Origin of the sequence: Parabacteroides sp. AD58, from assembly GCF_023744375.2 — a bacterium.
In the GTDB taxonomy this organism is placed as follows: Bacteria; Bacteroidota; Bacteroidia; order Bacteroidales; family Tannerellaceae; genus Parabacteroides; species Parabacteroides absconsus.
In genome coordinates this window covers 2351794-2365321 of record NZ_CP146284.1, presented here as the reverse complement: position 1 = coordinate 2365321, position 13528 = coordinate 2351794, and the positions used below count along the sequence as shown (strand labels likewise).

Below are 13528 nucleotides of genomic sequence, written 5' to 3'. Positions count from 1 at the left end.
CAACAAAAATATAATCATGAAACAATATAAAGTAATCATCAGTGGTGGTGGTACGGGAGGTCATATCTTTCCTGCTATATCTATTGCTAACACGTTAAAGAAAAGAATTCCGGGCGTACAGATCCTTTTTGTGGGAGCAGAAGATCGGATGGAGATGGATAAAGTTCCTGCAGCCGGATACGAGATTGTTGGCTTACCTGTAAAAGGATTTGATCGATCTCATTTGCTAAACAACATAAAAGTAGTTCGTTGCCTGTTGAGAAGTTTATCCTTGGCAAAGAATACAATTCGGGATTTTCAACCGGACATTGCTGTTGGGGTTGGCGGATATGCCAGTGGACCTACGCTTTGGATGGCTTCATCTTTAGGTATTCCAACATTGATTCAGGAACAGAATTCTTATGCTGGAGTTACCAATAAATTATTAGCGAAGAAAGCGGACCGAATTTGTGTTGCTTATGAAGGCATGGATAAATTTTTTCCAGCTGAAAAGATTGTTGTGACCGGAAATCCTGTTCGTCAGGATTTGGAGGAAGCTCGGGGAAAAAGAGAAGAAGCTTTGAATTTCTTTGGCCTTTCGCCGGAGAAGAAGACGGTTTTAGTTGTAGGTGGAAGTTTGGGCGCTCGTACTATTAATCAGAGCATCCAAGGTGATTTGGATAAATTCTTTGCATCTGATGTACAGCTGATATGGCAGACTGGGCGTTACTATCATGAAGAAGCAATTAGACATTTGAAGGCTTATAGGGGAATACCGGTTTGGTGCTCCGATTTTATTTCACGTATGGATTTTGCTTATGCTGCGGCAGATTTGGTTATATCAAGAGCTGGGGCCAGTTCTATTTCAGAATTATGTATATTGAAGAAACCGGTTGTATTGGTTCCTTCTCCTAACGTAGCGGAAGATCATCAGACAAAGAATGCTCTGGCTTTAGTTAATAATCGGGCGGCCGTGATGGTTACAGACAAAGATGCTCCGCAAAAATTAGTGGATACGGCCTTATCGTTGATCCATGACGACGATAGACTATCTTCTTTATCACAGCAGATTGGGAAAATGGCCCATTTTCATAGCGCAGAACAAATTGTCGATGAAATTATGAAAATAATAGAAAGAAAATCGTAATTTTGAATCGTTAGTATAGAGGATTGAATTATGGAGATGCAAAAGATTACATCTGTTTATTTCGTAGGTGTTGGAGGAATCGGAATGAGTGCTTTGGCCCGTTATTTTGAGGCGAAAGGCAAACATGTTGCGGGTTATGACAAGACTCCTTCTGATTTAACTGCAGCATTGATTAATGAGGGTATTCGTATACATTATATGGGTGATGTAGCGTTGATTCCTGCGGACTGTAAACAGGTTGATTCTACATTGGTAGTTTATACCCCGGCAATTCCTGAAACACATGCAGAATTGAACTATTTCAGAGAAAATGGTTTTACCTTGATGAAGCGAGCTCAAGTTTTAGGTGAAATTACGAGATCAGAAAGAGGTTTGTGTGTAGCGGGTACGCATGGTAAGACAACCACTTCGTCCATGTTGGCTCATTTACTGAAACAGTCGCATGTGGATTGTAATGCTTTTCTTGGGGGGATTCTGAAGAATTATAACAGCAATTTAATGCTTTCGGATAAAAGTGATTTGGCGGTGATTGAGGCGGATGAATTTGATCGTTCATTTCATTGGTTAAATCCTTACATGGCAGTAATTACAGCCGTTGATCCTGATCATTTGGATATTTATGGAACACCGGAAGCCTATCGGGAAAGCTTTGAACATTTTACCTCTTTGATTCGTCCAGACGGCTGTTTAGTTATGAAAAAAGGTTTACAGCTTCAGCCACGTTTGCCCAAAGGCGCTAAGCTTTATACATATTCAGCTACAGAAGAGGCTGATTTCTTTGCCCGGAATATTCGTATAGGTAATGGTGATATTGTATTTGACTTTGTGACTCCTACGGGCTGTATTGAAGATGTAAAATTAGGAGTTCCGGTTAAGGTTAATATAGAAAACGGAGTTGCAGCAATGGCTCTTGCCCAATTAAATGGTGTCACTGATGAAGAAATCAAAAGAGGAATGGCTTCTTTTGCTGGTCCGGTCAGACGTTTTGACTTTCATTTGAAGAGGAATGATATCGTTTTATTGGATGATTATGCACACCATCCGGCTGAACTGAAAGCAAGTATCCAGTCGGTGAAAGAGCTGTATCCGGATAAAAAGATAACCGGTATATTTCAGCCACATTTATATACGCGTACGAGGGACTTCGCTGCTGATTTTGCTGCCAGTCTTTCTTTATTAGATGAGTTGATATTATTGGATATTTATCCGGCTCGAGAAGAACCTATTCCTGGAGTAACGTCACAGCTTATCTTTGATCAGGTAACTCTGAAGAAGAAGCGAATGATTAAGAAAGAAGAACTGTTGGATTTGGTGAAAAAAGAAGCAGCAGATTTTCAAGTTGTACTTATGCTCGGAGCCGGAAATATAGATCGGTTGGTTGAGCCTGTAAAACAAATATTGGAGAAACGGTGATTCGAGTTTTATCTATCATATTAGCCGCATTGTTGTCCTGCTATGTGCTGGTCGTAGCCTTCATTTTTCGGGATTTTAAAGAAGATGGATTGTGTGAAGGTCTGGAGATCGTTCTGCGGGATAGTTTGGAAAAGCATTTTGTGACAGAAGGTGATTTGGTTTATTTGCTAAAACAGGCAAAATTATATCCGGTAAAGACTCCTATGAGCGAAATTAATACCGAGAAAATTGAAGAAAAGTTGTTGAGTAATAATATGATCTCAAAAGTTGAGGCCTATAAGACACCTTCTCGGATAATTAAGTTGGAGATTGAACAGAAAATGCCTATCTTGCGGATTAATAGTCCGGCTGGCAACTATTATGTAGATAATTTGGGCAGTGTAATGCCTCTGAGCCGGCATTATGTAGCCCATGTTCTGGTAGCAAGCGGACAAATAGATGAGAAACTTGCTTTGGGAGATTTATATAAGTTCGCTCTCTTTTTACAGGAAGATGATTTCTGGAATGACTGGATAGGGCAAATTTATGTAGATGCTGATAATAATGTAGAGTTGATTCCACGTGTAGGTAATCACAAAGTTATTTTGGGATCATTTGATGATTATCTGACAAAGTTGGAAAATTTGCGGCTCTTTTATGAACAGGCTATTCCAAAAGTTGGTTGGGATAAATATAGTGAGATAAACTTGAAGTATAAAAACCAGATTGTTTGTATTAAAAGATAATAGATATATGACATACACAGACTTTATAGCGGTAATAGACTTAGGCACATCCCATCTGGTTGGAATGGTGGGAACGAAGAACGAAAATGGCGTTCTTTCAATTATAGCCTATGATGTAGAAAAATCAGAATCCTGCATTCGCAGAGGATGTGTATATAACGTTGAGGAAACAGCCAATAAAATAAAACGTCTGATCTTGAAGTTGGAGAATAAATTAGGCGGTAGTAAGATTGGCAAAATATATATCGGCGTTGGATCCAAATCTATTCGGACGATTGATCATACAGTATCGAAAGTGTTAGGTGCTGAAGGCGAAGTTACTTCGGCTGTATTGAGACAGTTGGAAGATGAATGCAGGGCTTATCAACCTTCTTTGCTGGATGTGTTGGAAGTGACATCTCCGGTTTATTTATTGGATGGAAAAGAGGAAAGCGAACCGTTAGGAATTTCCTGTTCCCGGATTGAAGCACGATACAAATTAATCGTAGCGCAACCAACGATCCGCCGTTCTATCATGACGAACATTGCAGATCGGATTAAATTGCCCATTGCCGGAATTATTGTTGCTCCGTTGGCTTTGGCTGATTTGATTTTAACTCCAGCTGATAAACAAGGTGCCATCCTGATTGATTTTGGGGCAGGTGTTACTTCTGTGACCATATTCAAGAATGGACGTCTGGTGGCTTTGACTGTAGTCCCGTTGGGCGCAGGTTTGATCACGCGTGATATCATGTCTTTACGGGTTTCTGAAATGGAAGCCGAACGATTGAAACGAACTTATGGCAGTGCGCTTCCGTTAGACAGGGGTAAGGAACAGCAGAAGATAGAGATCAATAAAATGGACGATTACCGGTCTCAGGAAATGTCGTTGGCCGACTTGAATGAAATTATAGAAGCCCGTTCTCGTGAAATTGTTAAGAACGCATATGCTCGTGTGGAAGATGCTGGTGTTGCTAAAGAGCCAGGTTTTTCTGTTACTATTGCAGGTTGTGGTTCTGCTTTAAGTAATTTGCGGGAAGCTGTCAGTGAATGTTTTGATATGGAAGTGCATTATCCATTAATCCGTAAAGGAACGATAGATAGCAGTGTTGAAATGATTGCCAATAATCCGGAATTTACGACAGCTGTTGCTCTGTTGCTGCATGGAAAGGAAAATTGCGCACTACGCCAGGAACCTAAAGCCGAACCTAAAGTAACGCATGTACAGCCAAAAGTACAGGAGGAAGAACCGGTTGCTCCGAAGAACGACCCAGTTAATTCTGTAAGGTTTGGTAATGAAACTTCATATCGTCAGGATAATCAAACTCAATCTCAGAAACAGACTTCTCAGTCTAATCCGAATCAGGGACAAACTGTAAATCCTCCTCAGAAGGAGAAGATCAGCTGGTGGGAAAAATTGAAGAAGAAAGCCGATTCAACAGCGGGCGATTTATTTAATGGTGAAATCTAATAACACAAGAACATAATGGACGACAATTTGATAAACTTAAATATTCCGACAAATCCGGATGCTATTATTAAGGTAATCGGTGTTGGCGGTGGTGGTGGTAATGCTGTCACCAATATGTACAAGGAAGGCATACATAATGTTTCATTTGCTTTATGTAATACAGATCAGCAGGCATTAAATGGCTCAGATGTTCCGGTGAAGTTATTGTTGGGACGAACAACTACCTGTGGATTAGGTTCTGGTGATCAGCCGGAACGTGGCCGTGCAGCTGCGGAAGAAAGCGAGGAAGAGATCCGTCAGATGTTGAGCGATGGTACAAGAATGGCTTTTATTACAGCTGGTATGGGTGGTGGAACTGGTACGGGAGCTGCTCCTGTAGTTGCCAGAGTTTCAAAAGAAATGGGAATCTTGACGGTTGGTATCGTGACAATTCCATTTGAGTTTGAAGGTCAGTTTAAGATTGTTCAAGCTTTGTTGGGTGTAGAAGAGATCTCAAAGAATGTGGATGCACTGCTGGTTATCAATAATGAACGGGTTCGTGAGATTTATTCCGATATTGGCATGAGTGCTTCTAAGGCTTATGCGAAAGCTGATGAAACTTTGACTATTGCTGCAAAGAGCATTGCTGAAATCATTACGATCAGAGGTGTTCAGAACTTGGACTTTGCCGATGTGAAGACAACCATGAAAGATGGTGGCGTTGCCCTGATGAGTAATGGCTATGGTGAAGGAGAAGGCCGTTTGCAGCAGGCCATTGATCAGGCTTTGAGCTCTCCGCTTTTGAATAATAATGATGTTTATAATGCACAGCGTATATTGTTCAATATTTATTCAAGTCACGATAATGAATTCCGTATTGATGAAATGGGCGAGGTTCATAAATTTATGGCTCGTTTCCGTACGAAGTTCCGTGTAAAATGGGGATTTGCCTTTGATGATACATTGGGCGATAAGATTAAAATTACAATTCTGGCAACAGGGTTTGGTCTGGATGATATTCCGGAAATGGCACAACAACACCGGGCTGCTCAGGAATTGCGTACGGAAGAAGAACAACGGATGGAAGCCGAACGTCGTGCCCGTGAAGAGTCTGAACGGAATTTGATGAAGAAATATGGCTATTCGGTAAATCGTCTGCGTTCGCAGGTTGAAGTGGTAACACTGACTGCCGATGAGCTGGATGATGATACCTTGATAGTCATGCTGGAAGATTCTCCAACATATAATCGGGATATACGGAAAATCAACCAGCTGCGTCGTGGTGGTGGATTTGATGCTCCGGAAGTAAATACGACATTCTCATCTGCCAATACCAATACAGCGTATAAGAAGTCGGATAATAATACCAATTCAGTGATTAGTTTTAGATAAATATAGATATGGATTTGTTTGAAAGAGTCAGCGAAGACATTAAAAACGCAATGAAGGCAAAAGATAAAGTTGCCCTTGAGACTTTGAGAAATGTAAAGAAAGTATTCTTGGAAGCTAAAACAGCTCCGGGAGCGAATGATACATTAGCGGATGCAGATGCTTTGAAGCTGTTGCAGAAATTAGTGAAACAAGGAAAGGATTCGGCAGCGATTTATGTACAACAAGGCCGACAGGATTTGGCCGATGCCGAATTAGCTCAGGTTGCTGTTCTTGAAAAGTACTTACCGAAGCAAATGTCTGCGGAAGAATTGGAAACCGAACTAAAGAAGATTATTACAGAAGTGGGCGCTACTACCGCTAAAGATATGGGTAAAGTAATGGGCGTTGCTTCAAAAGTATTGGCAGGAAAAGCCGAAGGCCGTGCTATTTCTGAAGCCGTAAAGCGTTTATTGGCTTAATAGAGGAAATTAAATAGGGGAGAAAGTGGTGGAAGTGTATGCAGTGTGCATTTTCATCACTTTTTCTAATTGAGCAAGCTTAACTTTAATTTATAAACACTATATGAAATGATTTCTTTTACTTGTTGTTTTATTGCCCTTATTGTCGGTTATTTTGTTTATGGAAAATTTATTGAGAAAATCGCTGGTATAGATCCGAAACGTCTAACTCCTGCTTATGCCAAGCAAGACGGTGTAGATTATCTGCCTCTTCCGACCTGGAAGATTTTCATGATTCAGTTTCTGAATATTGCCGGGTTAGGCCCGATTTTCGGTGCTATTCTGGGAGCTAAATTTGGTTCGGCTTCGTTTCTTTGGATTGTTTTAGGAAGTATTTTTGCTGGAGCCACGCATGATTTCCTGGCCGGTTTCTTATCTTTACGTAAAGATGGGGCCAGTCTTCCTGAAATCGTAGGTATGTATTTGGGTGATCGTTTCAAGCAGTTCATGCGTGCGTTTACGATCGTTTTGATGGTTCTGGTCGGTGTTGTCTTTGTAGCTGGTCCTGCCGGCCTATTAGCCAGTCTTACACCTGAATCTCTTGATACCATGTTTTGGATTATTGTGATCTTTCTGTATTATGTGCTGGCTACTCTGTTGCCAATCGATAAGATTATCGGAAAGGTTTATCCGTTGTTTGCCATCGCCCTTCTGTTTATGGCAGTTGGAATCTTTGTGATGCTGTATGTTCATCATCCGGATTTGCCTGAGTTTACAGATGGCTTTGCCAATACTCATCCGCAAGGATTACCTATTTTCCCAATTATGTTCGTAAGTATAGCATGTGGAGCCATTTCCGGTTTTCATGCGACTCAAAGTCCATTGATGGCCCGTTGCCTGAAGAGTGAGAAACATGCTTATCCTGTCTTTTATGGAGCCATGATTACAGAAGGAATTGTAGCCTTGATCTGGGCGGCAGCTGCCACTTACTTTTTCCATGAAAATGGAATGGGAGAAAACAATGCGGCTGTTATTGTTGATTCAATTACGAAAAACTGGTTGGGAGCAGTTGGTGGTATCTTAGCTGTTTTAGGTGTGATTGCAGCTCCGATTACTTCGGGTGATACGGCTTTCCGGTCGGCTCGCCTGATTGTCGCTGATTTCTTGAAAATGGAGCAGAAGAGCATGGCTAAGCGTTTGCTGATCTCTGTTCCTCTTTTCTTAATCTCCATCGCCATTCTGGTTTATTCTTTGAAAGATCAGGCGGGTTTTGATATGATCTGGCGTTATTTCGCCTGGACAAACCAGACATTGGCTGTTTTCACCCTGTGGGCTTTGTCGGTTTATCTGCGTCAGGAAGGTAAGTTATATATCGTAACCCTGATTCCGGCCCTGTTCATGACAATGGTTTGTTCTACTTATATCTTTGTCGCTCCTGAAGGTTTTGGTCTTCCTTACACATTATCGATTGTGATTGCTTCGGTCATCACCTTGGCTGTATGGGCCTTGTTTATATATAAAGGAAGGAAATAATTCTCTTTCATCGTTTGGAGAATTGAACGATAAAAGATGCACCCGTAAATCTGTCTTTCGGATAAAGGAAACGGATTTACGGGTGCATTTTTATGTAGGAAAGAATTGACTTAGAATTCCAAGAGAGCCATGTGTGGGTTATGATCACTCAAGTAACCTGTTTTTGTCTCCGGATTCTGACATATTTCTGTATTTAATACCTTGATTTGGGGAGTAACAAAAATAAAGTCGATCTTTTCTCGCTTGTCCATTGGATAGCGGCCGAAGTCATGGAACGTATAGTTCGGTCCTGTTTTCTGATCTGTCATCTTATAAGCGTCTTTCAGGACAAATTCGTTGGTTGTAATTGTCTGATAGGCTTCCGACTGGTCGTTTACATTGAAGTCGCCTGTCACAACAGCTGGTTGGTCTCCTACAATCTCCTTGATCTTTTTGATGATCAGCAGGGCGCTTTCGCGGCGGGCTTCAACTCCGACATGATCAAAATGGGTATTCACACCCATGAAAATCTTACCTGTCGCCTTATCCTTAAACTTGGCCCAAGTGGCAATGCGGGTGCAGGCGCCGTCCCAACCGATGAAGCCGGCACTATCCGGATATTGCGACAACCAGAATGTATTACTTTCAAGTACTTCATATTTATCTGACCGATAAAACAAAGGCGAATACTCTCCTTTTTCTTTCCCGTCTTCACGTCCAACACCGATAGCGGCGTAATTCGGTAAACCTGCTTTCAGATCTTCCAACTGATTGTGCAGAACTTCCTGCATACCGATGATATCCAACTTCTTGGCGAGGATATATTTGCAAACAGTATCTTTCCGATACTGCCAGTTGTTGAGGCTGTCGCCCGGATTATCTAATCGTATGTTGAATGTAGCCCATTCGATTTGCAATGATGAGGCCGGTTGAGCCGTTTCGGCCGGTTGCTGTGTCTTTTTTCCGCTACAGGCCATCAGCATGATGGCACACAAGGCAGCACTTACGAATTTCTTCATGATTTATTTCTTTGTTAGTAATTTTAGAGTAAAGGTAGAGAATAATTGTGATAAGTGAACAATATCGAAGGAAATCCTTGATGAGTTTATTCTTAATCGCTAAAATTATAGGTATTTCTGCTTGTATTTTTACCGTTTCACGAATGTGGAACGATCGTTCCACCCTTGTGATACAATCGTTCCACCTGGGTGAAGAGATCGTTCCACCCGGGTGAAACGATAAAAAATAGTGCCATTTAACGAATTTGGTTGACTTGGAAAGTTCTTATCGCCAATGGCGACTTTTATTTTAATACACCTTTTCCCTGGCGGACAATCTCGAAATCGTCGGTTGTACAATCTACTACGGTTGAAGGTTCTAAACCACCGTAACCGCCGTCAATAATCAGGTCTACCCGTCCTTCATATTTTTCTGCAATCAGTTCCGGGTCGGTAGAGTATTCAAGAATTTCATCATCGTCGTCATGTACTGACATGGTAAGTAACGGATTGCCCAATTCTTGAACGATAGTCCGGACGATGTTATTGTCGGGTACACGAATGCCGACTTCTTTCCGGTTCTTGTAAATCTTGGGTAATTCGTTGCTGGTAGGCAGGATGAAGGTAAAAGGTCCGGGCAAATTTTTTTTCATCAACTTGAAGGCCGCATTGCTTACTTTGGCATATTCACTCAAGTTGGACAGGTCATAACAAATAATCGAAAGGTTACTCTTTAGAGGATTAACTCCTTTGATCTGGCAGATTCTTTCAACAGCACGTACATTCAAGGCATCACATCCGATGGCATATACCGTATCTGTCGGGTAAATAATCAGACCACCGTCTTGCAGTGTTTTGATTACCTTAGCTATCTCCCTCGGATTGGGATTTTCTTCATAGATTTTCAGTAACATATTCCCTCCCTTATTATTAAAAAGAAAAGTTGACAACAGCTTTTGTGATAAAGCCGGTCAACTTTTCTGTATGGATTTATCCGTAGATAATATGTCCGTTTTCGTCGGTATATTCTTCGAAACCTTTACTGTATTGGTTCATGGCACGAAGACTCATACCCATACTTGAGAAACCTCCGTCGTGATATAAGTTCTGCATCGTTACCTTGCGAGTAAAGTCAGAGAACATCATAACGCAGTAATTGGCACATTCTTCCGCATCGGCATTTCCCAGCGGACTCATCTTGTTGGCGAAGTCCATCAGGTGTTCCATTCCTTTCACACCATTACCGGCTGTTGTCGGAGTCGGAGACTGAGAAATAGTATTGATACGTACATTCTTTTCGCGGCCATAGATATAACCGAAGCTGCGGGCAATTGATTCCAACAAACTCTTGGCATCAGCCATATCGTTATAACCGAAGAAAGTACGTTGTGCAGCTACATAAGTCAGAGCTACCACTGAACCATACTCAGCAATGGCATCCTGCTTTTTGGCAACCTGCAACATTTTATGGAAAGATATAGCTGAAATATCCAAAGTCTTTTCCAGCATGTTATAATCTAAATCATCATATGTACGTTTTTTACGAACATTCGGACTCATTCCGATGGAATGCAGAACGAAATCAACCGGTCCGCCTAAGATCTCAACTGATTTGGAGAAGACATTCTGCAAGTCTTCTACGCTGGTAGCATCAGCCGGAATTACCTGAGCATTCAATTTCTTGGCCAATTCGTCTACTTGTCCCATACGAACAGCAATCGGAGTATTGCTTAAAGTGATGGTCGCTCCTTCTTCCACAGCTTTTTCTGCGACCTTCCAGGCAATAGACATATCATTCAGTGCACCAAAGATGATACCTTTTTTGCCTTTTAATAAATCATGACTCATATATATAACCTTAAAAATTTGGCACAAAGATAGTGGAAATGTGCAATATGACAAAGAGTTTGTCTTCTGTATGAGGATTTTTAATCTTCGTCAAGGCCTTTGGCAGGGTTTTTCTCCGGATTGTTGTCTACATAATATTTCTTTTTAAATGTACTGGGAGACATTCCTTCTTTCTTGGTGAAAAACGAAGAGAATTGTGATACGGTTTCAAAGTTCAGCGCAAAGGCAATGTCGGAAATACTCAATTGTGTTGTGCAGAGCATTTCCTTGGCCTTTAAATACCGTAAGTTCAGATGATACTGTGTGGGTGAAATACCTGTATAGGCTTTAAAACGGCTTCGCAGCCATGAGTAACTTACATTCAGCTGCTTCGCAATGCTTTCTGCGGATATCGGCTGACTGATATTTCTTTTCATGATGGTTTTGGCTTCATTGATTTTACGGACTGTCGTCGATTCTTTAAAGGCCGAGTTCTTTACCTTGAAATAAATTTCTCCCATTAAGTATAAGACAATGCTGGAAATGAGCTGCTGGTATCCGGCATCTTCTTTGGAAGCATAGGCATCCATATCTTCATATAAGCCGATGATCGTAGAGCTGATTCCTATCTCGAAGACCGGTTTTTCTTTCAGGAAGAATTTGTTGGCAATCCAGTTCTCAATCATATTACCTCTGAAGCCTACCCAATGTTCGTACCATCCGTTTTCTTCCGGATAATACGTGTGCCATTCATCCGGGAAGATTAATAACATGGTTCCGGCTTTTATCTTTTGCTTTTTACAGGAAGCCGATTCAAAGAACCCGGAGCCTTCCGAAATATATACTAACTGATATTCCGAAAGCGTACGGCCATTCTGAGGATTGAATACGTAGCCTTGCGGATGTTGTTTGGCTGATGGATACGTACTGTGGGCCGGAATGCGTTGATAGCCTACGGTGGTTACTGTCAATCCCCATTTTTCATCTAAGGGACTACTACCTAAATATTGAATATGGTTATGAGTTGTTCCCATTTGCTGTTCAGATGAAATAATTCTTTTACTTGATTTCTCAAAGTTAGTGTTTCTGGAATGACTATCGTATGCGCTTGGGGTTAAAAAAGAAATTCCATCAGAAAATATGTCATTTTTGATATATTCGAGATCAATAAATACAAATAAAGTTGCCTTGAAAAAGGCATATTTGCATATAGACTACAGATAATATAAAAACGAGATAATATGGAAGAAAGAACGGTGTATGCAGGATTAGTTGGAGTGGGGTTGAATACGTACTGGCCTCAGTTTGCAGGATTGTATGATCGGTTATGCGGTTATCGGATGCAAATTGCAAAGCGGCTGACTCATGAGCATGTTTGTATTGTGGATGGCGGAATGGTAGATGAACCCGAAAAAGCAATAACAGTTGCAGATGAGCTGGGGCGTCAGTCTATTGATATATTATTGGTGTATATTTCAACCTACGCTCTTTCTTCTACAGTTTTACCATTAGTGCAGCGATTGAAGGTTCCTGTACTATTATTGAATATACAGCCAACACCTTGTATTGATTATGCGTATCTGAACAGTTTGGGAGATAGAGGTCTGATGACCGGTGAATGGCTGGCCAACTGTCAGGCGTGTTCGGTTCCTGAGTTCTCGAATGTATTCAACCGTTCCGGTATCCGTTATGAAATCATTACTGGGTATCTGGATGAGGCATACGTTTGGGCGGAATTGGAAGAATGGTTAGAGGCGGCTGTGACCAAGAAAGGAATGCAGAATAACCGGATGGGCGTTTTAGGTCATTACTATGGTGGTATGCTGGATGTCTATTCTGATTTGACTTTGCAGTCTTCTACCTTTGGAACCCATGTTGAATTGTTGGAAATGTGTGAGTTGAAAGCCTATCGGGATGCCGCTTCTTCGGAAGCAATAGAGCAGAAATTAGCCGAGTTCCGGGAGCGTTTCGAAGTGGTTAATGAGTGTGAGGAGAGTGAATTACTCCGGGCAGCCAAGACGTCTGTGGCCTTGGATAAGCTGGTAGAAGCGCATCACTTAGGTTCGATGGCTTATTATTATGAAGGGTATGCCGGCAATGATTATGAGAATATCGTTACTTCGGTGATAGCCGGTAATACGTTATTGACAGGAAAAGGAATTCCAATTGCCGGAGAATGTGAGATTAAGAATGTACAAGCCATGAAGATCCTGTCTCTATTGAATGCCGGAGGCTCGTTCTCTGAGTTATATGCTTTGGATTTTAAGGATGATGTTGTTTTGTTGGGACACGACGGACCGGCTCATTTCACCATGGCAGAAGGACGGGTTAAGCTGGTTCCTCTTCCTGTTTATCATGGAAAGCCGGGAAAAGGATTGTCTATCCAGATGACGGTTCGTCATGGTGATGTTACTTTATTGTCGGTTTGTGAGGGGAAAGACGGGCTGTTCCTGTTGGTGGCAGAAGGAGAATCTGTTCCTGGTCCTGTGTTGCAGATCGGAAATACCAACAGCCGTTATCGTTTTGCCTGTGGTGTTCGCTCGTTTATAAATAATTGGAGTAAAGCCGGTCCTTCACACCATTACGCGATCGGAATCGGACATGTGGCTGGAAAGATCAGAAAACTGGCAAGTCTGCTGGATATTCCTTGTGTGGAAGTAAAATAATAT

General features: G+C 41.5%; 12 protein-coding genes. 8 read left to right on the top strand and 4 right to left on the bottom strand.

Going from position 1 to position 13528, the window contains the following annotated elements; genetic code table 11:
- Nucleotides 1-16: 16 nt before the first annotated feature.
- The 7 genes from murG (at nucleotide 17) to NEE14_RS10220 (ending at nucleotide 8055) form a co-directional block, all read left to right on the top strand.
- Complete coding sequence (gene murG, locus NEE14_RS10250) at nucleotides 17-1126, top strand: undecaprenyldiphospho-muramoylpentapeptide beta-N-acetylglucosaminyltransferase (protein ID WP_251967605.1); 1110 nt, start codon at nucleotides 17-19, stop codon at nucleotides 1124-1126.
- A 30-nt stretch (nucleotides 1127-1156) separates the two neighbouring features.
- Nucleotides 1157-2539 carry a UDP-N-acetylmuramate--L-alanine ligase gene (gene murC / locus NEE14_RS10245; RefSeq protein WP_251967604.1) on the top strand — a complete coding sequence of 461 codons (1383 nt, stop codon included), beginning with the start codon at nucleotides 1157-1159 and terminating at the stop codon, nucleotides 2537-2539.
- On the top strand, nucleotides 2536-3264 hold the full coding sequence (locus NEE14_RS10240) for a cell division protein FtsQ/DivIB (protein WP_251967603.1): 729 nt from the start codon (nucleotides 2536-2538) through the stop codon (nucleotides 3262-3264). Before murC ends, NEE14_RS10240 begins: the two co-directional genes overlap by 4 nt.
- 7 nt (nucleotides 3265-3271) lie before the next feature.
- Nucleotides 3272-4714: a cell division protein FtsA gene (ftsA, locus tag NEE14_RS10235; protein WP_251967602.1), complete on the top strand. Its 1443-nt coding sequence runs from the start codon at nucleotides 3272-3274 to the stop codon at nucleotides 4712-4714.
- 15 nt (nucleotides 4715-4729) lie between these two features.
- Complete coding sequence (gene ftsZ, locus NEE14_RS10230; protein ID WP_251967601.1) at nucleotides 4730-6085, top strand: cell division protein FtsZ; 1356 nt, start codon at nucleotides 4730-4732, stop codon at nucleotides 6083-6085.
- A gap of 8 nt (nucleotides 6086-6093) precedes the next feature.
- Complete coding sequence (locus NEE14_RS10225) at nucleotides 6094-6543, top strand: GatB/YqeY domain-containing protein (protein WP_251967600.1); 450 nt, start codon at nucleotides 6094-6096, stop codon at nucleotides 6541-6543.
- 108 nt (nucleotides 6544-6651) lie between these two features.
- Nucleotides 6652-8055 (top strand): carbon starvation CstA family protein, encoded by a 1404-nt coding sequence (locus NEE14_RS10220; RefSeq protein ID WP_251967599.1) that lies wholly within the window; start codon nucleotides 6652-6654, stop codon nucleotides 8053-8055.
- 110 nt (nucleotides 8056-8165) lie between these two features.
- Here NEE14_RS10220 and NEE14_RS10215 read toward each other — a convergent pair whose 3' ends face one another.
- The 4 genes from NEE14_RS10215 to NEE14_RS10200 form a co-directional block, all read right to left on the bottom strand.
- The gene (locus NEE14_RS10215) at nucleotides 8166-9053 is read right to left on the bottom strand and encodes an endonuclease/exonuclease/phosphatase family protein (RefSeq protein WP_422394650.1); all 888 of its coding nucleotides are present in this window, start codon (nucleotides 9051-9053) and stop codon (nucleotides 8166-8168) included.
- A gap of 284 nt (nucleotides 9054-9337) precedes the next feature.
- Complete coding sequence (locus tag NEE14_RS10210; RefSeq protein WP_251967598.1) at nucleotides 9338-9946, bottom strand: L-threonylcarbamoyladenylate synthase; 609 nt, start codon at nucleotides 9944-9946, stop codon at nucleotides 9338-9340.
- Between the two features lie 76 nt (nucleotides 9947-10022).
- Nucleotides 10023-10880 carry an enoyl-ACP reductase FabI gene (locus NEE14_RS10205; protein WP_243326663.1) on the bottom strand — a complete coding sequence of 286 codons (858 nt, stop codon included), beginning with the start codon at nucleotides 10878-10880 and terminating at the stop codon, nucleotides 10023-10025.
- An 80-nt stretch (nucleotides 10881-10960) separates the two neighbouring features.
- Nucleotides 10961-11893: an AraC family transcriptional regulator gene (locus NEE14_RS10200; protein ID WP_251967597.1), complete on the bottom strand. Its 933-nt coding sequence runs from the start codon at nucleotides 11891-11893 to the stop codon at nucleotides 10961-10963.
- 207 nt (nucleotides 11894-12100) lie between these two features.
- Between NEE14_RS10200 and NEE14_RS10195 the strand changes: the two genes are divergently transcribed.
- A complete protein-coding gene (locus NEE14_RS10195) occupies nucleotides 12101-13525 on the top strand; it encodes an L-fucose/L-arabinose isomerase family protein (RefSeq protein WP_251967596.1) in 1425 nt (474 codons plus the stop codon).
- Nucleotides 13526-13528: the final 3 nt, after the last annotated feature.

Excerpts from the sequence above, each read along its gene's own strand:
- murG (WP_251967605.1), top strand. The coding sequence starts at position 17 with ATGAAACAATATAAAGTAATCATCAGTGGTGGTGGTACGGGAGGTCAT.
- murC (WP_251967604.1), top strand. The coding sequence starts at position 1,157 with ATGGAGATGCAAAAGATTACATCTGTTTATTTCGTAGGTGTTGGAGGA.
- ftsA (WP_251967602.1), top strand. The coding sequence starts at position 3,272 with ATGACATACACAGACTTTATAGCGGTAATAGACTTAGGCACATCCCAT.
- ftsZ (WP_251967601.1), top strand. The coding sequence starts at position 4,730 with ATGGACGACAATTTGATAAACTTAAATATTCCGACAAATCCGGATGCT.
- NEE14_RS10225 (WP_251967600.1), top strand. The coding sequence starts at position 6,094 with ATGGATTTGTTTGAAAGAGTCAGCGAAGACATTAAAAACGCAATGAAG.
- NEE14_RS10220 (WP_251967599.1), top strand. The coding sequence starts at position 6,652 with ATGATTTCTTTTACTTGTTGTTTTATTGCCCTTATTGTCGGTTATTTT.
- NEE14_RS10215 (WP_422394650.1), bottom strand. The coding sequence starts at position 9,053 with ATGAAGAAATTCGTAAGTGCTGCCTTGTGTGCCATCATGCTGATGGCC.
- NEE14_RS10210 (WP_251967598.1), bottom strand. The coding sequence starts at position 9,946 with ATGTTACTGAAAATCTATGAAGAAAATCCCAATCCGAGGGAGATAGCT.
- NEE14_RS10205 (WP_243326663.1), bottom strand. The coding sequence starts at position 10,880 with ATGAGTCATGATTTATTAAAAGGCAAAAAAGGTATCATCTTTGGTGCA.
- NEE14_RS10200 (WP_251967597.1), bottom strand. The coding sequence starts at position 11,893 with ATGGGAACAACTCATAACCATATTCAATATTTAGGTAGTAGTCCCTTA.
- NEE14_RS10195 (WP_251967596.1), top strand. The coding sequence starts at position 12,101 with ATGGAAGAAAGAACGGTGTATGCAGGATTAGTTGGAGTGGGGTTGAAT.